General features: G+C 72.1%; 20 protein-coding genes. 12 read left to right on the top strand and 8 right to left on the bottom strand.

Annotated features, from left to right (window positions below):
* The first annotated feature begins 112 nt into the window (after window positions 1-112).
* The gene (locus tag PUR53_RS32885; RefSeq protein WP_329910664.1) at window positions 113-2,608 is read left to right on the top strand and encodes a serine/threonine-protein kinase; all 2,496 of its coding nucleotides are present in this window, start codon (window positions 113-115) and stop codon (window positions 2,606-2,608) included.
* A 134-nt stretch (window positions 2,609-2,742) separates the two neighbouring features.
* Window positions 2,743-4,314, top strand: coding sequence for a PstS family phosphate ABC transporter substrate-binding protein (locus PUR53_RS32880; protein ID WP_329910662.1), 1,572 nt, complete (start codon window positions 2,743-2,745; stop codon window positions 4,312-4,314).
* A 250-nt stretch (window positions 4,315-4,564) separates the two neighbouring features.
* Here the strand turns inward: PUR53_RS32880 and PUR53_RS32875 are convergent, their stop codons facing one another.
* Window positions 4,565-5,332: an SLATT domain-containing protein gene (locus PUR53_RS32875; protein ID WP_329910661.1), complete on the bottom strand. Its 768-nt coding sequence runs from the start codon at window positions 5,330-5,332 to the stop codon at window positions 4,565-4,567.
* Window positions 5,333-5,613: 281 nt separating this feature from the next.
* Between PUR53_RS32875 and PUR53_RS32870 the strand changes: the two genes are divergently transcribed.
* From PUR53_RS32870 to PUR53_RS32855, 4 genes are all read left to right on the top strand, one after another.
* A complete protein-coding gene (locus PUR53_RS32870) occupies window positions 5,614-5,961 on the top strand; it encodes a YbaB/EbfC family nucleoid-associated protein (protein WP_239756322.1) in 348 nt (115 codons plus the stop codon).
* Between the two features lie 137 nt (window positions 5,962-6,098).
* The gene (recR, locus tag PUR53_RS32865) at window positions 6,099-6,698 is read left to right on the top strand and encodes a recombination mediator RecR (RefSeq protein ID WP_086804188.1); all 600 of its coding nucleotides are present in this window, start codon (window positions 6,099-6,101) and stop codon (window positions 6,696-6,698) included.
* Complete coding sequence (locus PUR53_RS32860; protein ID WP_329899671.1) at window positions 6,691-7,356, top strand: DUF5063 domain-containing protein; 666 nt, start codon at window positions 6,691-6,693, stop codon at window positions 7,354-7,356. The genes recR and PUR53_RS32860 overlap by 8 nt, the downstream gene beginning before the upstream one ends.
* Window positions 7,357-7,607: 251 nt before the next feature.
* Window positions 7,608-8,543 (top strand): M56 family metallopeptidase, encoded by a 936-nt coding sequence (locus PUR53_RS32855; protein WP_329899672.1) that lies wholly within the window; start codon window positions 7,608-7,610, stop codon window positions 8,541-8,543.
* On the opposite strand, the gene PUR53_RS32850 is transcribed toward PUR53_RS32855, so the two are convergent.
* Window positions 8,540-9,397: an alpha/beta fold hydrolase gene (locus PUR53_RS32850; protein ID WP_329910660.1), complete on the bottom strand. Its 858-nt coding sequence runs from the start codon at window positions 9,395-9,397 to the stop codon at window positions 8,540-8,542. The two genes, PUR53_RS32855 and PUR53_RS32850, sit on opposite strands and share 4 nt — an antisense overlap.
* Entirely contained in the window at window positions 9,375-9,608 is a 234-nt protein-coding gene (locus PUR53_RS32845; protein WP_329910658.1) for a hypothetical protein, read from the bottom strand. The genes PUR53_RS32850 and PUR53_RS32845 overlap by 23 nt, the downstream gene beginning before the upstream one ends.
* Window positions 9,609-9,843: 235 nt before the next feature.
* Between PUR53_RS32845 and PUR53_RS32840 the strand changes: the two genes are divergently transcribed.
* Window positions 9,844-10,344: an SgcJ/EcaC family oxidoreductase gene (locus PUR53_RS32840; protein ID WP_329910656.1), complete on the top strand. Its 501-nt coding sequence runs from the start codon at window positions 9,844-9,846 to the stop codon at window positions 10,342-10,344.
* 78 nt (window positions 10,345-10,422) lie between these two features.
* On the opposite strand, the gene PUR53_RS32835 is transcribed toward PUR53_RS32840, so the two are convergent.
* Both PUR53_RS32835 and PUR53_RS32830 read right to left on the bottom strand, forming a co-directional pair.
* On the bottom strand, window positions 10,423-11,808 hold the full coding sequence (locus PUR53_RS32835) for a HAMP domain-containing sensor histidine kinase (protein ID WP_329910655.1): 1,386 nt from the start codon (window positions 11,806-11,808) through the stop codon (window positions 10,423-10,425).
* A complete protein-coding gene (locus PUR53_RS32830) occupies window positions 11,805-12,518 on the bottom strand; it encodes a response regulator transcription factor (protein ID WP_329899676.1) in 714 nt (237 codons plus the stop codon). The genes PUR53_RS32835 and PUR53_RS32830 overlap by 4 nt, the downstream gene beginning before the upstream one ends.
* Window positions 12,519-12,849: 331 nt before the next feature.
* Here PUR53_RS32830 and PUR53_RS32825 point away from each other — a divergent pair, with 331 nt between their 5' ends.
* From PUR53_RS32825 to PUR53_RS32810, 4 genes are all read left to right on the top strand, one after another.
* Complete coding sequence (locus PUR53_RS32825; RefSeq protein WP_329899677.1) at window positions 12,850-14,130, top strand: aspartate kinase; 1,281 nt, start codon at window positions 12,850-12,852, stop codon at window positions 14,128-14,130.
* 31 nt (window positions 14,131-14,161) lie between these two features.
* Window positions 14,162-15,238, top strand: coding sequence for an aspartate-semialdehyde dehydrogenase (locus PUR53_RS32820; protein WP_329899678.1), 1,077 nt, complete (start codon window positions 14,162-14,164; stop codon window positions 15,236-15,238).
* A gap of 844 nt (window positions 15,239-16,082) precedes the next feature.
* Window positions 16,083-16,688, top strand: a complete 606-nt coding sequence (locus PUR53_RS32815) for a SigE family RNA polymerase sigma factor (protein ID WP_319237198.1) — start codon at window positions 16,083-16,085, stop codon at window positions 16,686-16,688.
* Between the two features lie 284 nt (window positions 16,689-16,972).
* Window positions 16,973-18,268, top strand: a complete 1,296-nt coding sequence (locus PUR53_RS32810; protein WP_329910654.1) for a hypothetical protein — start codon at window positions 16,973-16,975, stop codon at window positions 18,266-18,268.
* A 133-nt stretch (window positions 18,269-18,401) separates the two neighbouring features.
* Here PUR53_RS32810 and PUR53_RS32805 read toward each other — a convergent pair whose 3' ends face one another.
* Together PUR53_RS32805 and PUR53_RS32800 are read right to left on the bottom strand one after the other, a co-directional pair.
* Window positions 18,402-19,247 (bottom strand): SURF1 family protein, encoded by an 846-nt coding sequence (locus PUR53_RS32805; RefSeq protein ID WP_329899680.1) that lies wholly within the window; start codon window positions 19,245-19,247, stop codon window positions 18,402-18,404.
* A gap of 52 nt (window positions 19,248-19,299) precedes the next feature.
* Window positions 19,300-19,746 (bottom strand): nuclear transport factor 2 family protein, encoded by a 447-nt coding sequence (locus PUR53_RS32800; RefSeq protein WP_329910653.1) that lies wholly within the window; start codon window positions 19,744-19,746, stop codon window positions 19,300-19,302.
* A 121-nt stretch (window positions 19,747-19,867) separates the two neighbouring features.
* Here PUR53_RS32800 and PUR53_RS32795 point away from each other — a divergent pair, with 121 nt between their 5' ends.
* Window positions 19,868-21,697 (top strand): S9 family peptidase, encoded by a 1,830-nt coding sequence (locus PUR53_RS32795; RefSeq protein WP_329910652.1) that lies wholly within the window; start codon window positions 19,868-19,870, stop codon window positions 21,695-21,697.
* Between the two features lie 156 nt (window positions 21,698-21,853).
* On the opposite strand, the gene PUR53_RS32790 is transcribed toward PUR53_RS32795, so the two are convergent.
* Window positions 21,854-22,480 carry a sigma-70 family RNA polymerase sigma factor gene (locus PUR53_RS32790; RefSeq protein WP_329899683.1) on the bottom strand — a complete coding sequence of 209 codons (627 nt, stop codon included), beginning with the start codon at window positions 22,478-22,480 and terminating at the stop codon, window positions 21,854-21,856.

The raw sequence follows: 22,480 nt of genomic DNA, 5'->3' as shown, positions 1-22,480 counted from the left end.
GACGTTGATGAGGTTGCCGACGTAGGCGACGTACCCGTACGTACATGTACACGGATACGTACGCGTCCGCGGACGCGTCGGGGCGGCACGGGGAATCAGGGGGACGGTGGCCATGGAGAAGCTCGGGCCTGGGGATCCACAGCGGATCGGGGCGTACCGGCTGCTCGCGCGGCTGGGCGCCGGCGGCATGGGGAACGTGTACCTGGCCCGGTCCGAGCGCGGCCGTACCGTCGCCGTCAAGCTGGTCCGGCAGGAGTTGGCGGAGCAGGAGGAGTTCCGGGCGCGGTTCCGGCAGGAGGTGCGGGCCGCGCGGCAGGTCGGCGGGTACTGGACCGCGCCGGTGCTGGACGCGGACACCGAGGCCGGCATCCCGTGGGTCGCCACCGGGTACGTCGCCGGGCCCTCCCTCCATGCCGTCGTCGGCCGCGACCACGGGGCGCTGCCCGAGCGCTCGGTACGGATCCTCGCGGCGGGGCTCGCACACGCGCTGGAGGACATCCACGCGGCCGGGCTCATCCACCGCGACCTCAAGCCGTCCAACGTGCTGGTGACCATCGACGGGCCGCGCGTCATCGACTTCGGGATCGCGCGGGCGCTGGAGACCGTCACGGACGGCGGGCTGACGCGCACCGGCGCGCTCGTCGGGTCGCCGGGTTTCATGGCGCCCGAGCAGGTGCGCGGTGACCGCATCACCCCCGCCTGCGACGTCTTCTGCCTCGGCTCCGTCCTCGCCTACGCGGCCACCGGCAACCTGCCGTTCGGCGCGGCCAACTCCGGTGTCCACGCCCTGATGTTCCGCATCGCCCAGGAGGAGCCGGATCTGGAGGGGGTGCCGGAGGGGCTGTACGACCTCGTCCGCGACTGCCTGCGCAAGGACCCCGCCGCCCGCCCCACCCTGGCCCAGATCCTCCAGCGCACCGGCGCCGAGGACACGGTCTTCGCCGGCCGCTCCCGCGACCCGTGGCTCCCGAGCGCCCTGGTGGCCCAACTGGGCCGGCACGCGGTGCGCTTGCTGGACACGGAGGACCCGGAGGAGACGGGGGCGACGGGAGTTCCGGGTGCCGGAGCGGACTCGGGTGCTGCGGGGGGCTCGGGAGCCGCGGGAGAACCTGGTGGGGAGGTGGACCCGGGGAGCGCTGGGGGTGCGGCGGCTGCGGGGGGCGGCCCCGAGGCGCCGGGAGGTTCCGAGGGCGGCGGTCGGTCGACGGCATCCTCGGCCTCGACCGGGCCCGCAGCGGGGCAGAGCCCGGGTGCGGCGGGCCAGTTCCCGGCTCCGCCCTCGGCCCCGCCCTCGACTCCGCCGGCCGCTCCGCCCTCGGCGCCTCCGTCGGTGAGTCCGTCGGGGGCCGCCGCCGCGGGTATCGCGGCCGGTGCCGCTGCCCAGGGTCCGCCGTCGGCCGGTCCCGCGTCCACGCCTCCGGCCGGTCCCGCGGGGCCGCCGCCGTCGGCTCCGCCCGTGTATCCGCTGGGCGATCCCCATTCTCCGTACGGTGGCTCCGGTGGCTCCGGTGGCTCCGGGGCCCCGGGCTCGGACGGGGCGACCGGGGAGCCGGCGACGACTCCCGGTGCCCCCGGCTCCCCGGTCGAGCACCCCGCCGCCTCGCCCCGGGGTGCCGTACCGCCTCCCCCGGGGGCGCCGTTCGACCGGATGCCGACGCAGATCGCGGGGTCGGCGGGAGCGCAGCCCCCTCCGCCGGGCGCCCCGCCGCACACGCCGCCCGCGCCCTCCGGGTACGGCTTCCCGCAGCCGTACACCCAGCAGCCCGCCGGTGGGTACGGCCAGCAATCCGCACCCGGCTACGGGCAGCAGCCCGGCGCGGTCCCCGGCCCCGGCCCCGCTTACGGCTACCCGCACAGCGGACCCCAGGCGTCGTACGGGGCGTACGGGCAGGGGCCGTACGCCGGTGGGCAGGGGCCCGCAGGTGCCGGCGGGGCGGGCCTGGGCGCGACCCCGCCGTACGGGCCGGAGCCCCTCTACGGCCCCGGGGCGGGCGTGGGCCCCGGCGGTCGCCCCGACCCGGAGCGCGGAAGCCGGCGCTCGTCCGTGCTGCTGGTCATCGTCGCTCTGGTGGTCGCCCTCGGGGCGGGCGGTTCGGTGTACGCGCTGATGAAGAAAGGGGGCGACGGCGGCGAGCACAACGACGCGAAGGGCGGTACGAGGACGAGCGCGCCCGAGACGCTGGAGCCGACGACCGACGGACCCACGACCCCCGAGACGTCGCCGGACCCGACCACCGAGTCTCCCGACGCCGGCACGATCCCGGAGGACTTCCTCGGCACCTGGAACGCCACCCTCGACGGCTCCGACGGCGGGGACACCCGTCAACTCGTCATCCAGCAGGGCGAGGTCGGCGACACGGTGCTCTCGCTCACGGCGGACGGTCCGCTCGAAGGCGGCGGCACGTACCACTGCGTGTTCGAGGCGGCGCTGACGGACGAACCGGACGACGGCGGTCCGCTCAGCATCGGCCCCTCCACCGTCACCACCGGTGAACCGGCCGAGTCCTGTTCCCCCGGCGCCGCCACCACCGTCACCCTCCTGCCCGACGGACAACTCCGCCGCGTCGACTCGACGGGCAAGTCGGTGACGTACGCGAAGGCCGACTGAGCGGACGGGGCCGCCCGGCGAATTTCCGCTGAACTTCCGGCGCCGTACCCGGATTGTCCGCGCCTCGTTCCCGCACCCGGCCGTACCGTGTCCCCGCTTGACTGCGGAGCGTGAGGCTCGGGGGAGTGGCTCGGATGCAGGATTGGCTGAGCGCGGAGAACGTGGTGGCGGTGGCGACCGCCGTGGCCGGTGTCGTGGCGTCGGCCGTGATGGTCTGGTACGAGCGCAGGGTGCCCAGACGCAAGCGGATCGGCTACCGGGTGCAGATGGACAACCCCATAGGCCACGACGTGCGTTCGGGGCGGGCCAACGTCCGGCTCGGGCTGTTCGACGAGGCCCCGGACATGTCCGACGCCACCCTGGTCCTGCTGCGCGTCGAGAACGACGGCTCCCAGAGCATCGCCGACAACGACTACACCGGACGTGAACTGCACGGCCTCACCGCCGTGTTCAGCGGCCGCGTCATCCGGGGCGTCTCGGTCACCCAGCCGCCCGGCACCGACCATCTGATGGACCACTTCACCCCGGCCGCCGGCTTCGGCTACCGCGACGGCGTGCTCCGCATCCCCCGCGTCCCGCTCAACTGGGGCGACCACTTCAAGCTGCTCGTGCTCCTCGCCGGCGGTGACGTCGACAGTCCGATCCGGCTCATCGGCGGCATCCGGGACGGCGAGGTGCACCCCAACCGCAGCGCGACGCCCGACGAGAAGCCGCCGTTGTTCAGCCGCGCGGCCCGGCTGATCACCGTGATGCTGACGCTGTGCGTGATCGCCCTGGCCGCGATCGTCGTCGTACGGGACGACACCCCACCGCCCATCGAGTGCGCGACGGGCGAGCTGACGCTCACTGGGTCGACCGCGTTCGCGCCGGTGCTGCGCGGGCTCGCGGAGGAGTACGAGAAGGACTGCGCGGGCGCCGAGATCCGGGTGGACGCGCGGGGGAGTTCGGCGGGTGTGAACGAACTCGCCACGCTGGGCGCCGAGTCCAAGAAGGGCTCACCGGCGGTCATCGCGTTCTCCGACGGCCCCAGCACGAGCGCCGATGCCGAACTCATCGGCCACCGGGTCGCGTTGTCCGTCTTCACCCTGGTCGTGAACGACGGCATCCGTCCCCGTGGAGACAGCCTGACGATCGATGACGTACGGCGCGTCTACCGGGGCGAGATCACCCGCTGGAGACAGTTGGACCCCTCCCTCCCTGACATCCCCGTCGTCCTCGTCAGCCGGGACGCCGACTCCGGGACCCGCCAGGTGTTCCAGCGGACCGTGCTGGGCGGCTGGGAGCAGGTCGCCAGCACCTCGCTCGACTGCCGCCGGGACGACCTCTCGACCGCCCGCGTCACCCGCTGCGAACTCGACTCCACCGAGCAGATCCTCGCCAAGGTCGCCGAGCTCCCCGGCGCCATCGGCTACAGCGAACTCAACCTCACGACCCGCCGCCCCGGCCTGCGCCGCCTCGCCCTCGACGGCCGCACCGCCTCCGTCGAGGCGCTGGAGAAGGGCGACGCCACCTACCCGTACTACGGCGCCGAGTACGCCTACACCTACCTGCGTCCCCTGGCCAACTCCCTCGCCGACAGCTTCCTCGCCCACATCCGCCGCGGCACTGCCCAGAGCGTCATCCGCAACCACGGGCACGTGCCGTGCGAGACGGCGACGGGTGCACGGCTGTGCGACGAGCGGGCGCGGGAGGACACGGCGGGCTGAGCCATGCGCCCACCGACTCGGGGGTACGGGTTTCGTAGGCGGCCGCGGGTAGGCCGTGGCCGCTCGCGCAGTTCCCCGCGCCCCTAAAAGCGCCAGGCCCTGCGGGCCTGAAAGCACGGGGCGCAGCCCCTGCTTTTCAGGGGCGCGGGGAACTGCGCGACCAGCCCCCACCGGACGGACGCCTGGGGGTTCAAAGGGGCGCAGCCCCTTCAGGATGGGACGGGTAGGGGCGGCGGGGGCGAAGAAACCCCTACCGAGCCTCCGGCGGCCGCTGCCGAGGCATGTTAGGCCGAGCCCCCGGAGGCAACGGCACCCGCCCGTTCACCACCCCCTCCGGCCGAGCACCGCCCCCCAACGCCCGCAACCCCACCGGCGCCGCCCCCGCCCGAAACTCCACCATCCAGTCCGCCGTCTCCGCCCGCACCAACTCCGTGATGTCCTCGGAGAACCGCCGCAGCACCCCGAGGCACCGCTCGGCGGCCTCCCCGGCCGTCCCCTCCGCCGGCCCCAGCACCTCACGCGCACTCTCGGACGCCCAGTCGAACCGCAGCACCTGCAGCCGCCGCTGCACCGCCTGGGCCGTGGCGACGTCCCGCATCCACCCGGAGGTGACACCGAAGAACCGATCCACCGCCACGCACGCCACACAGGTCAGCAGCGCGAGATACCCCCAGGGAGCCACCCCGCCCACCGCCCCGGTGAGGTCGAGCAACGGCAGTGCCGCCCCGACGAGCGCGCCCGTGGCCGCCCCGATCCGCAAGACCCGGGCCGCGAGCCGTTTCCACACCCGGTCCGTGAGATACCACGCGGCGGTCTCCAGCGCCGCCCGCTCGACCCAGTGGTACAACTCCTCCAGCCGCTCCGCCGGCGCCCCCCAGTCCCCCTGCGGGAACGGCCGCCCGGCCAGATCCCCCACCCACGGTCCGGTCGCCGCCGTCCACGGCTCCGCCCACAGCCCGGGCCCCTCACCCCGCCCGTCCTGGGGTCCCCCCTCGGGCTGCATCTCCGGCTGGCTCACCCGGCACTCCCTACGTACGTACGGCGCTCACGCACCACACCCTGACGCGGCCGGACCCTTCCTACCGCCCAATGGGTGGCGAAGATGGTGTTTTCGCCGCTTATCCCCTGGAAGATGCCCTTGATCGGATATACGAATCCCCGGCCGACTCACTCGAAAGAGTGGCGCGGCAGAGGCCGTGCCGACCACGTAGGCTCGTTGCGACCGCAAGAACGTCCACGGGGGCGTCCGTAGAACCGTCCCCGCGGACCTCCGCAAGTACTCGTGCGAGGGAGCTGAACGTGATCCCCGGTGGTGGCCAGCCCAACATGCAGCAGCTGCTCCAGCAGGCCCAGAAGATGCAGCAGGACCTGGCGAGGGCCCAGGAGGAGCTCGCGCACACGGAGGTCGACGGTCAGGCGGGCGGCGGCCTGGTGCAGGCCACTGTCAACGGCTCCGGCGAACTGCGCGCCCTGAAGATCGACCCCAAGGCGGTGGACCCGGAGGACACCGAGACCCTCGCCGACCTGATCGTCGCGGCCGTCCAGGCGGCCAACGAGAACGCCCAGACCCTCCAGCAGCAGAAACTGGGCCCCCTCGCCCAGGGCCTCGGCGGCGGTGGCATGGGCATCCCGGGCCTGCCCTTCTGACCCCGCTCCCTCCAGCAACCCCCTCCGGACTCCTCCGCAACCCCGAGCGAGCCCATCCGTGCCCGGTACCGCCTTCCTCGGAGCGGCGGCGGCCGACTACGGTACGTACTGAAAGACACCAGGAAGGACGGCAGTCCGTGTACGAAGGCGTGGTCCAGGACCTCATCGACGAGCTGGGGCGGCTGCCCGGCGTCGGTCCCAAGAGCGCGCAGCGGATCGCCTTCCACATCCTGCAGGCGGAGCCCACGGACGTACGGCGGCTCGCGCAGGCCCTCCTCGAAGTGAAGGCGAAGGTCCGTTTCTGCGCGACCTGCGGCAACGTGGCGCAGGAGGAGCTGTGCAACATCTGCCGCGACCCGCGCCGCGACCTGTCCGTCATCTGCGTCGTCGAGGAGCCGAAGGACGTCGTCGCGATCGAGCGCACCCGCGAGTTCCGGGGCAAGTACCACGTCCTCGGCGGCGCGATCAGCCCGATCGAGGGTGTCGGCCCCGACGACCTGCGCATACGAGAACTGCTGGCCCGCCTGGCCGACGGCACGGTGACGGAGCTGATCCTCGCCACGGACCCGAATCTGGAGGGCGAGGCCACGGCCACGTACCTCGCCCGCATGATCAAACCCATGGGCCTCAAGGTCACCCGCCTGGCCAGCGGCCTCCCGGTGGGCGGCGACCTGGAATACGCGGACGAGGTGACCCTCGGCCGCGCCTTCGAGGGGAGACGATTGCTGGATGTCTGACGCCACGCTGCACGCGACGGACCTGGACCCGGACGACTTCGCGGTCCAGATCGCGGACCAGATCGAGAGCTTCCTGGTCGCCGTCACCGAGGTCGCCAAGGGCGACGAGCCGGACTCGGCCGTCCCCTTCCTCCTGCTGGAGGTCTCCCAGCTGCTGCTGGCGGGCGGTCGCCTCGGCGCGCACGAGGACATCGTGCCGGACGAGCGCTACGAGCCCGACCCGGGTTTCGAGCCGGACGTGGACGAGCTGCGCGAACGCCTCGCCGTGATGCTCGACCCGGTCGACGTCTACTCCGAGGTCTTCGACCCCTACGAGCCCCGCAAGGCGCCGGTCCCGGCCCGGATCTCCGACGACCTCGCCGACGTCATCGCCGACCTGCGCCACGGCATGGTCCACTACCGCGCGGGCCGCACCACCGAGGCCCTGTGGTGGTGGCAGTTCTCCTACTTCTCCAACTGGGGCTCCACCGCCTCGGCGACCCTGCGCGCCCTGCAGTCCCTCGTCGCCCACGTCCGCCTCAACCAGCCCCTCGCCGAACTGGACGGCCTCGACACCGACCAGGAACTGATGGGCGACGAGACCCTGGAGTTCGAGGCGGGCCAGGTCATGGCGGAGGAGATCGCGGGCCCGCTGGGCCTGGGCAGGAAGGTCAAGTAGCCGGGCTCCTCCGGGCGAGGCGAGGGGCGGGCGGAGACATCGGATCGGCGTCGACCGGCCCCTGACCGGCGTCGACCGGCCCGTGATCGGTGTGGAGCCGGTGGCTTCGGGGATGGCAGGCGAGCCGTTCACCGGTAGCGTGTCACCCGGCCCCGGAGGCCGTGGAGGTCGTGACACCACCCATCGGTGCGTCCCACCTGCCGGTCCCGTGTACGGCCCGCCCGCCCCCGACCAGGAACCGGACCAATGACGTGACCGTTCTCCTGCTCCTCCTCGTCGCCGTGGCTCTGACCGCCGCCGTGCTGGGCCCCCGCGCCCTGGTGAAGTCCGTGTGGCCCGAGCGGGAACCCGTGGTCGCGCTGTGGGCGTGGCAGTGCCTGGTGGCGGCGGCCCTGCTGAGCTGTCTCGCGGCGCTCGTGCTCGGGGCGGCGGCCGTGTTCGAGACGGTACGTACGCATGCCTTCGCGCCCGCGCCCCCCGCCGTGACCGCCGCGTACGACCTCACGGCGGCCCCGCCCTGGACGGCCGTCCTGACGCTGGCGCTGGCCCTCGGAGCGGCGTGGAGCGGCGCGATGCTGGCGCGGGAGCTGGTCGAGGCCCGGCGCCGGCGGCAGCTGCGCCGCGCGCATCTGCGGGAGCGCGCCCCCGACCTCCCGGCCGGGCTGCCGCAGGCGAACGGGCCGCTGCTGGTCCTGGAGGACGAGTACCCGGACGCGTGGCTCATGCCGGGCACCCCGCCCCAACTGGTCGTCACCACCGGCGCGTTGGCCAAGCTGAGCGACCGTCAGCTGGACGCCGTGCTCGCCCATGAACTCGGCCACGCCCGCGCCCGCCACGACTGGCTGCTCCACCTGTCCACCGCCCTCGCCACGGGCTTCCCGCGCATCCCCCTCTTCGCCCACTTCGCCGACCAGACCCACCGCCTGGTCGAACTCGCCGCCGACGACACGGCCTCCCGTCGCTGCGGCCACCTCACCACCGCCCTGGCCCTCATCGAACTCAACCAGCACCGGGGCGTGTTGAGCTGCTCCAACACCCGCCGACTGCTGGGCGACCGGGTGGAGCGCCTGCTGGAGCCCCCGCCCCGCCTGGACCGCACCCGCCGCGCGGCCACCACGACCGCCGCCGCGCTCCTCGCCCTCCTCCCGCTCCTCATCGCCTTCGCCCCGGCGCTGGGAACGCTCTAGCCGTCCGACTGGTCGGCCGACTGTTCCTGTAGGAAGTCCATCAGTACGGCGGTGAGTTCGGCGGGGGTGTCCTCCTGGACGAGGTGTCCCGCGCCCGAGATCGGCTCGAATCGCGCCCCCGGGATACGGTCGGCCAGTTCGCGTCCCTTCGCCAGTGGGATCCAGCCGTCGTCCTCGCCCCAGCACACCAGCGCCGGGATGCCGATCTGCCCGTACCGGTCCTGGATCTCGTCGGTGTGGGCCTGGTTCGCCTGGGCGATCTGCCGGTAGAAGGCCGACTGCCCGTGCTCGCCGAGCCACGGCTCGACGAGCCGGTCGAGCACGGTGGGGTGCAGCCCCGGCCCGCTGGCGGAGCTGACGTACTCCCGTACGAGGGCCCGGTGCAGGGAGGGCGGCAGCTGCTCGAACACCTCCGCGTGCCGGCCGAGCAGCCGGAAGGAGGGGGAACCCCACGGGGCGAGCGCCACGGGGTCGACGAGGGCGAGCGCGCGGTAGCGGGCCCCGTGCAGCAGATGGGCCCGCAGGGACACCGCCCCACCGAAGTCGTGCGCGACCACGAAGGGCTCGTCCAGCCCCCAGTGCGCCAGCAACTCGGCGAAGACCCGTCCCTGCGCGGCCAGGGACACGTCCTGACCGGTGTGCATGTCCGACTCCCCGTACCCGGGCATGTCCCACACGTACACCTGGTACCGGTCGGTGTCGGCCAGCGCCTGGGCGATGCCGCGCCAGACGTAGGAGGAGAAGGGGGTGCCGTGGCAGAGCACGACCGGTTCCTGCCCGGCCTCCCCGATCGTGCCCCACCGCACGGCCCCCGACGCACTACGGAAAGTCTCAGTCAGCAGCACTTCGCTCATGGCTGTCGGTTACCCCACGGAACGCCGTCGTCACAGCGGTGAGCAGTGACTCCGGTTCCACGTACGGAACTTGGGGCGTCGGCTCGGAGTACCAGCGCAGCGGATACGTGTTGCCGTCGAGGGCCGGGATGCCGACGTACGTCACCCTGCGCATGTTCGTCGAGTCCAGCCCGAACCGCTGCACGCCCGGCAGCCACGCGTGCCACACCACGCCTGGCGTCCGTGCCGGTCAGTGTGCGGCTGCGTGACCTCACCGGCCGGGCCCGAGCCCTGCTCGCCAGTATCGCCGAGTGACCTTGCTGTCACCCTCCGTGCTTTGGGTGAGCCCTGGCCGCCCCCTGTACGTCTCCTGCACGGCCCCTAACCGGCGTCGCGCGAATCTTGAGTCACTTCCACCGCACAGGAAGCGGAGGCAGTAACACCCCACATTCGCACGGGAGATCGCGATGACCCGCAAGAACCGGATACGCGCCGCCATCGTCACCGCCACCGCTCTGGTCACCGCCGGCACGGTCACCGCCGGTGTCAGCATGGCCGGGGCCGAGGCCGCGCCGAAGAAGCCCTCCAAGAAGGAGATCGCGGCGCTCTTCGACGGCTGGAACAAGGCGCTGCAGACCGGTAGCTCCGAGAAGGTCGCGGACCGGTACGCGAAGGACGCGGTCCTCCTGCCGACCGTCTCCAACAAGATCCGCACGGACCGCGCGGGCCTCGTCGACTACTTCGACCACTTCCTGAAGAACAAGCCGGTCGGCACGAAGACCAAGACGATCATCAACGTCCTGGACGCCAACTCCGCCATCGACACCGGCTCCTACTACTTCATCCTCACCGACCCCAAGACCGGCGAGAAGCGGCGCGTCGACGCCCGCTACACCTACGAGTACGAGAAGCGGAACGGCGTGTGGAAGATCGTGAACCACCACTCGTCGGCGATGCCCGAGGGCTGATCAGCAGCCATCCCCAGTCGTGGCTGGGCCATACCCCCCGGCCCAGCCACCCCAAGGCCGGCTGGGCCACCCCCCGGCTCAGCCACCCCCGTGCCGCGCCGCGCGCAGCGTGAGCGCGACGCACAACCCGCCCCCGGGCGCGTCCTTGAGGGCCACGGTCCCGTTGTCGTCGGTGACGAGCTGCTTGACGACTGCGAGGCCGAGGCCCGACCCGGACTTCCCGGTGAGGCCCTGACCGCGCCAGAAGCGGTCGAAGGCGCGGGACTTCTCGGCGTCCGACATACCGGGCCCCTCGTCCAGCACCGACAGCACCACCTCGTCGCCCCGGGTCTCCACCGAGACCGTGATCGTCGCACCGTCCGGCGAGACCTCCAGGGCGTTGGAGAGCACGTTGTCCAGGACCTGGTCCAGATGACCGGGACTGGCCAGCACAAGCGGCCGGCCGTCGGCACTCCCCCTGAGCGTGATGGTGACTCCGCGCTCGTCGGCGGCCGGTCTCCACACATCCAGGCGCTCCTGGATAAGGTCCCGCAGGGACAGCGGTTCCGCCGCTGTCACCTTCGCCTCGGCCCGCGCCAGCACCAGCAGACCGTTGACCAGACGGCTCATCCGGACCACCTCGGCCGTCGCCTGCTCCACGTCCTCCCGTACGAACTCGTCGTCCACCCCGTCCGCGATGTTGTCCAGCGACAGCCGCAACGCCGTGAGGGGGGTGCGGAGTTGGTGGGAGGCGTCGGCGACGAAGATGCGCTGCGAGGCGATCAGGGTGTCCAGGCGTTCGCCTGCCTGGTTCAGCGTGCGCGCCAGGGTCTGCGTCTCCTGGGGACCGGTGACAGGGGAGCGGGCCGTCAGGTCGCCGTCGCTCATCTTGCTGGCCATCTCGTTGAGCTGGCGGAGGGGGGCGGTCAGGCGCCGGGCGGCGAAGACACCGATGCCCGCGGCGGCCAGGAGGACGAGTACGGCCAGGCCCGCCCGGAAACCCCAGATCTGCCAGAGCCGGGCCGTGAGGTCATCGGTGGCGAACTTGACGCGGACGGCGCCGACGACCTTCTCCGCGTCGGTCCTCCCGTCCGGCGAACGCTCGAAGGCGGGGACGGTGACCACCAGATTGCGGCCCCAGATGAAGTCGGAGCCCCAGTCGATCGTGTTCTCACCGTGCTCCAGAGCCTTGGCCAGCGCCGCGTCCGCCTTCGGTTCGCGCAGCCGCTCCGGCGCACACCTGTCGGTCGCGGTGACCTCGACCTTCTCCTTGCTCGGGTACGCCCCGGCCAGCTGCGCCAGGGCCTCGCAGGAGGCCGTGTCGCCCACACCCAGCAGCCGGGCCATCGTCTCGGCCTCGCGCTCCACGGCCTCGCTGGTGTCCTCCCGCAGCTGATCCGTGAGCGTGAACGCCACGGGCACGGTGAACAGGGCGATCGCCACAGCCACGAGGAGCACGTAGCTGCGGATGAGCTGACGGATCATGACGTGCCCGGGCCCTCACTGCCGACTGCGCTCGCGCCCTCGTTCACGATGAGCCGGAACCCCACGCCCCGTACCGCCTCGATGGTGATCGCCCCGGCGAGCTTGCGCCGCAGCGCGGCCACATGGACGTCGAGCGTCTTCGTCGGGCCGAACCAGTTCGCGTCCCAGACCGCCTCCATGATCTGCTCGCGCGACATCAGGGCGCCCGGCTCCTCGGTGAGGAAGGCGAGGAGGTCGTACTCCTTGGGCGCGAGCGACACCTCCGTACCGTCGAGGTGGACGCGCGCGGCCTTGCGGTCGACGGTCAGGTGGGGGCCGTAGCGGTCGGGGCCGGCGGGGGGCGCGTCGGCGGCGCGCGGCTGGACGCGGCGCATCACCGCCCTTATGCGGGCGATCACCTCGCGGACGCCGAACGGCTTGGAGACGTAGTCGTCGGCGCCCAGCTCCAGCCCGACCACCCGGTCCGTCTCGTCGCTGCGGGCGCTGATCACGATGATCGGCACCTGGCTGCGGTCCCGCAGCGCTTTGCAGACGTCGAGGCCGTCGGTGTCGGGCAGCCCGAGGTCCAGGAGGACGACGTCGTACGGGCCGTCGTACGACAGCGCCGCCCCGCCCGTGTTGACCCACTGCACCTCGAAGCCGTATCGCAGGAGTCCTCGTCGCAGGGACTCGGCGACCGGCTCGTCGTCTTCCACCAGAAGTACGCGCACGGCCATGACCTTAGTGCTTGAAAGTTGGGGTTCCGTCGTCGCGGGGCCCCGCGATGTGACCCCAGGCACTTTTGGCCGTCCGCGCCGACTGTTCGGCGGCGACCTGGGCAGGGACGTTCCCGGAGCGGTCGAGGCTCCGCGGTGAGAAGCCGGGTGAAACCGGTGGAAGGCCCGGAGAAAACCCAGGTGATCAAAGGGTGAGCGGGACATCTCACCATGCGGTACCAGGGAAGCGATATTCGACCGCTCGATAGACTGAGCCGACCGCCGCAGCACGTGTGAGCGCGTGCGCATGTGCGGATAAGGGACTGAAACGGAGCGAGGAGCGCACGTGGGCCTTGTCGTGCAGAAGTACGGAGGCTCCTCCGTAGCCGATGCCGAGGGCATCAAGCGCGTCGCCAAGCGGATCGTGGAAGCGAAGAAGAACGGCCACCAGGTGGTCGTCGTCGTTTCCGCGATGGGCGACACGACGGACGAGCTGATCGATCTCGCCGAGCAGGTGTCACCCATGCCTGCCGGGCGTGAGTTCGACATGCTGCTGACCGCCGGAGAGCGTATCTCCATGGCGCTGCTGGCCATGGCGATCAAAAACCTGGGCCACGAGGCCCAGTCGTTCACCGGCAGCCAGGCAGGCGTCATCACCGACTCGGTCCACAACAAAGCCCGGATCATCGACGTCACGCCCGGCCGCATCCGGACCGCGCTGGACGAGGGCAACATCGCCATCGTCGCCGGGTTCCAGGGTGTCAGCGCGGACAAGAAGGACATCACCACGCTCGGCCGCGGTGGGTCGGACACGACCGCCGTCGCGCTGGCCGCCGCGCTGGACGCCGAGGTCTGTGAGATCTACACCGACGTCGACGGCGTCTTCACCGCCGACCCGCGGGTCGTGCAGAAGGCGCGGAAGATCGACTGGATCTCCTCCGAGGACATGCTCGAACTGGCCGCGTCCGGTTCGAAGGTGCTGCTGCACCGCTGTGTCGAGTACGCCCGCCGCTACAACATCCCGATCCACGTCCGCTCGTCCTTCTCCGGACTGCCGGGCACCTGGGTCAGCAACGAGAAGCCTGAGTCGCAAGGGGACCACAAGGTGGAGCACGCCATCATCTCCGGAGTCGCCCACGACGTCTCCGAGGCCAAGGTCACGGTCGTCGGCGTCCCGGACAAGCCGGGCGAGGCCGCCGCGATCTTCCGCGCCATCGCGGACGCCGAGGTCAACATCGACATGGTGGTGCAGAACGTCTCCGCCGTGACGACCGGCCTGACGGACATCTCCTTCACCCTCCCCAAGACCGAGGGCCGCAAGGCCATCGACGCCCTGGAGAAGAACAAGGCCGGCATCGGCTTCGACTCGCTGCGCTACGACGACCAGATCGGCAAGATCTCCCTGGTCGGCGCGGGGATGAAGACCAACCCGGGCGTCACCGCCTCCTTCTTCGAGGCGCTGTCCGACGCGGGTGTGAACATCGAGCTGATCTCGACCTCCGAGATCCGTATCTCGGTCGTCACCCGCGCCGACGACGTTCCCGAGGCCGTGCGCGCCGTGCACACCGCCTTCGGGCTCGACTCCGACAGCGACGAGGCCGTCGTCTACGGGGGTACCGGGCGCTGATGGCCCTCATCCACGGAGGCGGCGGTCGTTGATGGCTGTCGATGCCGGGCGCGCCGGCAGGCCGACGCTGGCGGTCGTGGGCGCGACCGGGGCCGTCGGCACCGTCATGCTCCAGATCCTGTCCCACCGCGCGGACATCTGGGGCGAGATCCGTCTGATCGCCTCCCCGCGCTCGGCCGGCCGCAAGCTGGCCGTGCGCGGGGAGCAGGTCGAGGTGACGGCCCTGGTCGAAGGCGCCGAGGAGGTCTTCGACGGGGTCGACGTCGCGCTGTTCGACGTGCCGGACGAGATCGCGGAGCGCTGGGCGCCCATCGCGGCCGCCAAGGGCGCGGTCGTGGTGGACAACTCGGGCGCCTTCCGGATGGACCCGGAGGTGCCCCTCGTCGTCCCCGAGGTCAACCCCCACACCGCCCGCAACCGGCCGCGCGGGATCATCGCCAACCCGCACTGCACGACCCTCTCCATGATCGTGGCGCTCGGCGCGCTGCACGCCGAGTTCGGGCTGCGCTCACTGGTGGCCTCCTCGTACCAGGCGGTCAGCGGCGCGGGGCGGGCCGGCGTGGACATCCTGCGCCGGCAGATCTCCCTGGTCGCCGGTACGGAACTGGGGACCACCCCCGGTGACGTACGGCGGGCCGTGGGCGACGACACCGGGCCGTTCCCGGAGCCGGTGGCGCTCAACGTGGTGCCGTGGGCCGGTGACCTCCGCGCGGACGGCTGGTCCTCGGAGGAGATGAAGATTCGGGACGAGTCCCGCAAGATCCTCGGGCTGCCGAAGCTGCCGGTGGCCGTGACCTGCGTACGGGTGCCGGTGGTCACCGCGCACTCCCTCACCCTGCACGCTCGCTTCGAGGGCGAGGTCACCGTCGCCAAGGCGCGGGAGATCCTCGCCACCGCCCCCGGGGTCGTCCTCTACGACGATCCGGGCGCGGGGGAGTTCCCGACGCCGGCCGACGTGGTCGGCACGGACCCCACGTGGGTGGGGCGCGTACGGCGGGCCCTCGACGATCCGACGGCCCTGGAACTCTTCGTCTGCGGCGACAACCTGCGGAAGGGCTCCGCCTTGAACGCGGTGCAGGTGGCGGAGCTGGTGATGAAGGCGGCGTAGGGGGTTGGCGGGGGCGCCTGTGAGCTCGGGGGTGCGGGTGCGTCGGCGGCTGCCGGCCCGGTGGGGCTTCTCGCGCAGTTCCCCGCGCCCCTGAAAAGCAGGGGCTGCGCCCCGTGCTTTTCGGGCCCACCCGACCTTCGCCTCTCAGGCCCGCAGGGCCATGGTCTTTCAGGCCCGCAGGCACTGGTCTTTTAGGCCCGCAGGGCCGTGGCCTTTCAGGCCTGCAGGGGATGGCCTTTCAGGCCCGCAGGGCGTGGTCTTTTAGGGGCGCGGGGAACTGCGCGAGAAGCCCCCCGGAGCCGCACCCGACAACGCACCCGCACCGACCACGCACCCGGCACCCCCGGAACCCCACCGCCTCGGCCCTTGTCGGTCGTGGCGTGTAAGTTCTTCGAGTCGGCGGCACCACGCGCGGAGGATTTCCGGCCGCGCCGTCGCTGGATCTCCGGGTTGATTCAGGCCTCCCGGTGATCGAGGGTTTTTTCTCCCCGTCCGCCGCAACCGAGCGGTGCACGGGGAGCGTCTTTACCGGGCGCCCTTCGGCGGGGCTGGGCGCCAACACTTGGGGCATAGGGGAAGAGCTGGTACGCATGAGGGCGTTCGACGCGCTGTCCGGTGTTCGGTGGGTCGTACCGATGGCTGCGCGCTGCGCGCCGACGGACGCGTCCGCCGTACCGACCCGCGCACGTTCCCTACGGAGACGTGTGCGGTCTGACGCAAAAGAGATGCCTGTCCCGTACAACCTCGACGGGGGGACGCGGGTCCAACAGGCGTGGCAGAGGTACTCGATTTCACCGCGGTACAGACGAGGGGCACCGCCCTCCGTCCACCCCGCCGTCCCCGCATGCCCGGTTCGGCCGGCGGCATGCCGGTGATCGCGCCGATGCCCGCGGCGCGGCCGACCCGCATACCCAACCAGCGCGACGGCGCGGACGACACGTCGACGGTGCCGGCCTCCGGTACGACGGTCGACCACCTCACCGAGACCTACCGCGCGCACTACCGGTCGCTGCTGGGTCTCGCGGCGCTCCTCCTCGACGACACCGCCTCCTGCGAGGACGTCGTGCAGGAGGCGTTCATCCGGGTGCACTCGGCGCGCAAGCGTGTCCGTGACCCGGAGAAGACGCTCGCCTATCTGCGCCAGACGGTCGTGAACCTCTCGCGCTCCGCCCTGCGCCGCCGCATCCTCGGCCTGAAGCTGCTGTCGAAGCCGATGCCCGACATGGCGAGCGCGGAGGAGGGCGCGTACGACCAGCTGGAGCGCGACTCCCTCATCAAGGCGATGAAGGGGCTCCAGCGGCGGCAGCGCGAGGTCCTCGTGCTGCGCTACTTCGCCGACATGACCGAGGCCCAGGTCGCCGAGACGCTCGGCATATCGCTGGGCTCGGTGAAGGCGTACGGCTCCCGGGGTATCGCGGCACTGCGCGTCGCCATGGAGGCGCCCGCATGAGCACGCACGGCAGCAAGGACGGACCCGACAGGCACGACGGACCCGACAGGCACGACGGACCCGACAGGCACGACGGACCCGACAGGCACGACGGTCGGGGCGGCCGTGAGGGCCGGGACGAGCTCGGTGCCCGGAGGCGTGCCTCCTGGGGGCGCCGGGACGACGACGAACGCGCCGAGGAGCGCGGCGACGAACGCGCGGAACAGCGCGGTCAGGACGGGCGCGTCGGGGGGCGCGGGCTCGAGGAGCACGAAGAAACGCAATCGCACCCTGGGAACGGAACTGTGAATCACGGCCCCGAAGAACAAGGCCCCCACCCCGAGGGCCAGGATCTCGAAGGCCACGCTCCGCAGGACTCGGCCGACGCGGACACGGCCGACGCGGACACGGCAGACCCGGACACGGCCGACGCGGACACGGCAGACCCGGACACGGCAGACCCGGACTTGGCCGGCCCGGACACGGCCGACACGGGTACGAGCCCCTCGGCATCGAACGGCCAGACAGCGAAGTTTCCGGCTCTGAACGGCACCGCGCGCAAGGGCACCGAGCTGAACGGCTCCGCCGCGAAGGGCATCGGCGGGTTCGACTCCGACGAACTGGCGCTGCGCAATCTGCTGCATCAGGCGGTGTCCGAGATCGAGCCCAGGGACGGCACCCTGGACCATCTGCGGCGGGCGGTACCGGCGCGGCGGACCCGCAAGCGCCAGGCCGTCGTCGGCATGGCCGCCGCCGCGCTCTTCATCGGCACGGCGATCCCGGCCCTCGTGCACGTCTCCAACTCCACCGGCTCCGACGTCAACCCCTCCATCATGGGCAACGGCTCGCACAAGCAGGAGACCACGGGCCAGACCAAGGGTCAGACCGGCGGGAACGGTTCGTCGGGGAGCTCCTCCGGCGGGGCCAAGGCGCCCGGCAAGAACAAGGACAAGAACAAGGGCGACAAGGGCAAGGGCGAGACCAGCAGCTCCACGGGCGGCACCCGGCCGATGCCGACGGCTGCCGCCTCCACCCTGTGCACGGCGGCCCAGCTCGGCGGGGGCGGGAGCGTCGGCGCGCCGGACTCCGGCGGAGCCGTCTACGGCTCGTTCCGCGTCTCCAACATCTCCGGCACGAGCTGTACGGTCACCGGCGGGGGCGCCGTGAGCGCCACCCCGCAGGGTGCCGCGGACGGGTCGAAGATCACCGTGGCGACCCATGTCGCCGGTGACGCGGCGGCAGGCCTGCCCGACCCCTCGCTGTCCCTGACCCAGCTGGTGCTGGCGCCGGGAGCGGCCTACGAGGTGCGGTTCGCGTGGGTGCCGTCGGAGCCCTGCCCGACCACCGGCGGGACGACCGGCGGAGGCACCGGCGGCACGGATCCGTCACCGGACCCGACGCCGACGGGCGAGGCGACCCCCGGCACCACCACCGACGGCTCCAACTCCGTCTCCACCCAGCTCTTCACCGAGGACGGCGTCGTCGACGGCAGCGTCCTCGTCTCCCACACCACCGAGGGCGGCATCGCCGGCTTCACCACAGCCGTCTCCAACGCCTGCGCCGGCGTCATCTACCGAACGGGCCTGCTGGCAGCCACCTGACGGGGAGCGGCGGGGCCTTCCGGAGGGAACGAACGGTAGAACCGCCGACGGGCACCTGACGGAATGGCTCGCCTCGGCGCGCGGGGGGCTACGCCTCTGCGGAGCAGTTGCGCGGTCGCGTGGCCCGGCGGTCCTACGGGGCCGGCTCGGCTTCGCGGGAGCGGTGCTCGGTGGTGTGGTCGCCGCCGCCCGGCGGCTCGTCGGCGTCAGGTTCGGCCGTGTCGGGCAGCAGTCCCAGTTCCGCGTCGCGGATGAACTCGACCTCGCGGCGCAGCAGGCGGAACCACATGAAGACGACGAAGCCGGCGAAGACGAACCACTCCCCGGTGTAGCCGAGGTTCTGGAAGGCCTTGAGGTCGAGCCCGGTGTCCTGCGGCGCGGTCGCCGGGACGGCCTTCATGCCCGAGTCGCCCTTGTCGAGGGTGATCCAGGCGTCGTACAGATCCTCCGGCACGAGGTTCACCAGCGCCGCCGCGCTGATCGCCGAGGTCTGCCCGGCGGGCAGCCCACCCTGGACGGGCACCCCGTTCGACCCCGGGGTCTCGGACGCCTGCAGCGAACCGGTCACGGTGACCTCGCCGGAGGGCGCCGCCGGGGCCCGGCCCGCGTCCGCGGCGCCGGGCAGCCAGCCCCGTACGACCGGCAGGGCCTTGCCCTCGTCGGTGCGCAGCAGTGTGAGCACGTAGAACCCGCTCTTGCCGTCCACCTCACGGTTGGGCACGAGGAGTTGCTCGCCGTACCGCCCGCTCACGGTGGCCAGTTCGCCGGAGGTCTCCTTGTCCACGGGCAGCAGCTCGTCCAGCGGGCGCGCCGGGGCCCGGTCCGCCGGGTCGATCCGCTCGGTCGCCGCGCGGTGGTCCCGCATCCGGTCCTCGAACCGGCTCAGCTGCCACGACCCCATGAACACGCAGAACGGGATGGCGAGCAGCACGAAGACGTTGATCCCCCACCATCGGGGCGTCAGCAGGAACCGGTACACGCCCTCCACCGTACGGTGCCGGAGCGGGGCCCCCGGCCCCGGGGTCGCCCCCTCAGTACCGCTCGACGAGGTGCTCACGCCCGGCCGGTGGCTCGTACGGCTCGGGCCAGAAGTCGGTGACCGCGGCTATCAGGCCGTCCTCGTCCACCGTGAAGAAGGAGATCGCGTACATCTCCTCCAGCCCCACCGTGACATGCGTCCAGCTCACCACCTGCCCCGGCCGACCAGGCTCTCGCGGCTCCGCGACGATCCGCTCCACCCGGGCGTGCCAGTCACCCGGGTACTTCCGGTTGAACTCCACGTACCGCTCCCGGCCGCGGATCCGCTCCCGCGTCTGCGGCAGCTCGTACACGACGTCCGAGGCCAGCGTCTCGGCGAACGCGGCCCAGTCCCGCCGCTCGGCGCCGGCCCAGAAGCGCTCGACGGTCGCGCGGAGATCGGTCCTCGAGGTCGCTCTGTCGGTAGTCCCCGTGGTCGTCCCCGGTGTCGTTGAGGTCATGCGGCGAGTCTGCACCCGACCACTGACAATCGGCCCGGCCCGGAACCCGCGGCGGCCGAAGTTATCCACAGGCTGGGGACCTCGTCGGCACATTGTCGTGCGGTCGGGGCAATATGGGGCCATGACTGAGAGCAACGGGTCCACCCCGCAGCAGCAGAGCGGCTCCATGCCCGACTGGGAGAAGAGGTTCCGGGCACCGAGGGTGTCCCTGCCGGACTGGGCGGAGGACGCGCCGCACCGCTCGCTGTTCGTCTCCAACGCCACGGGCACGTACGAGCTCTACGCGTGGGACCGCGCCACCGGCGAGCAGCGCCAGGCCACGAACAGGGCCAACGGCACGACGGACGGTGTGCTCTCGCCGGACGGCGAGTGGATCTGGTGGTTCGACGACAAGGACGGGGACGAGTTCGGCGTCTGGCGCCGCCAACCCTTCCACGGCGGCCCGGACGAGGAGGCGGTTCCGGGCCTGGAGCCGTCGTACCCGGCGGGCCTGGCCATCGGCCGCGACGGCCGTACGGCGATCGTCGGCCGCTCCACCGACGAGGACGGCTCCACGATCCATCTGTTCCGGCGGGGCGAGGCCCCCGTCGAGATCTACCGCCACCGTGAGTCGGCCGGCGTCGGAGACCTCTCGCACGACGGTTCGCTGATCGCGATCGAACACACCGAGCACGGTGACGCCATGCACGCGGCGGTGCGTGTCCTCCGGCCGGACGGCACGACGGTCGCCGAACTCGACGACACCAAGGCCGGCACCGTCGAGCTGGGCCTGGACGTGCTGGGCTTCGCCCCCGTCGTCGGCGACACCCGGCTGCTCGTCGGCCACCAGCGCGGCGGCCGCTGGGAGCCGCTCGTCTGGGACGTGGTCTCCGGCGAGGAGACCGACCTCGGCCTCGCCGACCGGCTGCAGGGCGACATGAGCGCCGAGTGGTATCCGGACGGCTCCGCGCTGCTGCTCGCCCACAGCTTCGAGGCCCGCGTCGAGCTCTTCCGCTACGACCTGGCGTCCCGTGCCCTGGAGCGGGTGGAGACCCCGCGAGGCACGGTGTCCGGGGCCACGGCCCGCCCCGACGGCAGCATCGAGTACCTGTGGTCCTCGGCCGCCGTACCGCCGGTCGTCCGCTCCACGACGGGCGAGGCGGTCCTCGACCCGCCGGGCATGAAGTCGCCCGGGTCGGTGCCGGTGGAGGACGTCTGGGTGGACACCCCCGGCGGCCGCGTCCACGCGCTCGTCCAGCGTCCGCCCGGCGTGTCCGGCCCGTACGCCACCCTGTTCGACATCCACGGCGGCCCGACCTGGCACGACAGCGACTCCTTCGCTGCGGGCCCGGCCGCCTGGCTGGACCACGGGTACGCCGTGATCCGCATCAACTACCGGGGCTCCACCGGGTACGGCCGCGCCTGGACCGATGCCCTCAAGCACCGGGTCGGCCTGATCGAGCTGGAGGACATCGCGGCGGTGCGGGAGTGGGCGGTGGACTCCGGGTTCGCCGACCCCGAGCGCCTCATCCTCACCGGCGGCTCCTGGGGCGGTTACCTCACCCTGCTGGGCCTCGGCGTCCAGCCGGACGCCTGGGCGCTCGGCATCGCCGCGGTGCCCGTCGCGGACTACGTCACGGCGTACCACGACGAGATGGAGGCGCTCAAGGCGATGGACCGCACGCTCCTCGGCGGCACGCCCGAGGAGGTCCCCGAGCGCTTCGAGGCCTCGTCGCCGCTGACCTACGTCGACGCGGTGAAGGCCCCGGTCTACATCTCCGCCGGTGTCAACGACCCCCGCTGCCCCATCCGCCAGATCGACAACTACGTCGACCGGCTCGCCGCCCGCTCCGCCGTCCACGAGGTCTACCGCTACGACGCCGGCCACGGCTCCCTGGTCGTCGACGAACGCATCAAACAACTCCGCCTGGAACTCGACTTCGCCGAACGCCATCTGGGAGGCCGCCCCTGAGACCACCGGCACCCCCGCGCCCGTAGGGGCGCGGGGAACTGCGCGAGACCCCCCGCGCACCCGCCCGACCACACACCCCAGGGGGTCGAAGGGGCGCAGCCCCTGGGGATGGGACGGGTAGGGGCGGCGGGGGGCGAGGACCAGGACGGACCCACCTCAAGCCGCCACCAACACGCCCTCCTCACACGCCCCCTCCGCCGCCGCCAGCAACTCCACGAGCGTGGTCCGCGCCCGTGCCACCCGTGACCGCACCGTCCCTACCGGACACCCGGCCAGCTCCGCCGCGTCCTCGTAGGACAGCCCCAGCATCTGTGTGAGGACGAACGCCTCACGCCGTTCCTCGGGCAGCGCGCCCAGCAGATCGGTGAGCGCGATGCCGTCGTCGAAGCCGGGCAGACCGCGCGGCTGGGCATGCTCGACAGCCAGCCGCCAGTCCGGTACGTCCGACAGCCGGGGCCGGGCCGCCGCGTACCGGAAGCTGTCGGTCACCGCCCGGCGGGCGATGGACAGCAGCCACGTACGGGCGGAGCAGCGGCCCTCGAACCGGTGCAGGCTGCCGAGGGCCCGCAGGAATGTGTCCTGCGCGAGGTCGTCCACGGCCTGCGGGTCCGCGCAGAGGTGGGCGACGAACCGCTGGACGTCTCGGTGGAGCGCGCCGACGAACCGTTCGACGGCCTCCGGGTCACCACCTCGGGCGGCGAGCGCCCAGGCGGTTATGGACTCGTCGGGCGTGGCCCGGGAGGCTCGCGGGATCGACGCGGGCGGGGGAGTAAGGGTGATCAC

The organism is Streptomyces sp. SP18BB07, from assembly GCF_036322545.1.
Lineage (GTDB): Bacteria > Actinomycetota > Actinomycetes > Streptomycetales > Streptomycetaceae > Streptomyces > Streptomyces deccanensis.
The sequence above is the reverse complement of the archived record's forward strand: the minus strand, read 5'-3'. Positions and strand labels throughout refer to the sequence as shown.

Bases quoted from the DNA above. Each gene is read 5' to 3' on its own strand.
- PUR53_RS32880 (WP_329910662.1), top strand. From the start codon at position 2,743: ATGCAGGATTGGCTGAGCGCGGAGAACGTGGTGGCGGTGGCGACCGCC.
- PUR53_RS32800 (WP_329910653.1), bottom strand. From the start codon at position 19,746: ATGACCTCAACGACACCGGGGACGACCACGGGGACTACCGACAGAGCG.
- PUR53_RS32840 (WP_329910656.1), top strand. From the start codon at position 9,844: ATGACCCGCAAGAACCGGATACGCGCCGCCATCGTCACCGCCACCGCT.
- PUR53_RS32885 (WP_329910664.1), top strand. From the start codon at position 113: ATGGAGAAGCTCGGGCCTGGGGATCCACAGCGGATCGGGGCGTACCGG.
- PUR53_RS32795 (WP_329910652.1), top strand. From the start codon at position 19,868: ATGACTGAGAGCAACGGGTCCACCCCGCAGCAGCAGAGCGGCTCCATG.
- PUR53_RS32850 (WP_329910660.1), bottom strand. From the start codon at position 9,397: ATGAGCGAAGTGCTGCTGACTGAGACTTTCCGTAGTGCGTCGGGGGCC.
- PUR53_RS32820 (WP_329899678.1), top strand. From the start codon at position 14,162: ATGGCTGTCGATGCCGGGCGCGCCGGCAGGCCGACGCTGGCGGTCGTG.
- PUR53_RS32835 (WP_329910655.1), bottom strand. From the start codon at position 11,808: ATGATCCGTCAGCTCATCCGCAGCTACGTGCTCCTCGTGGCTGTGGCG.
- PUR53_RS32815 (WP_319237198.1), top strand. From the start codon at position 16,083: ATGCCCGGTTCGGCCGGCGGCATGCCGGTGATCGCGCCGATGCCCGCG.
- PUR53_RS32860 (WP_329899671.1), top strand. From the start codon at position 6,691: ATGTCTGACGCCACGCTGCACGCGACGGACCTGGACCCGGACGACTTC.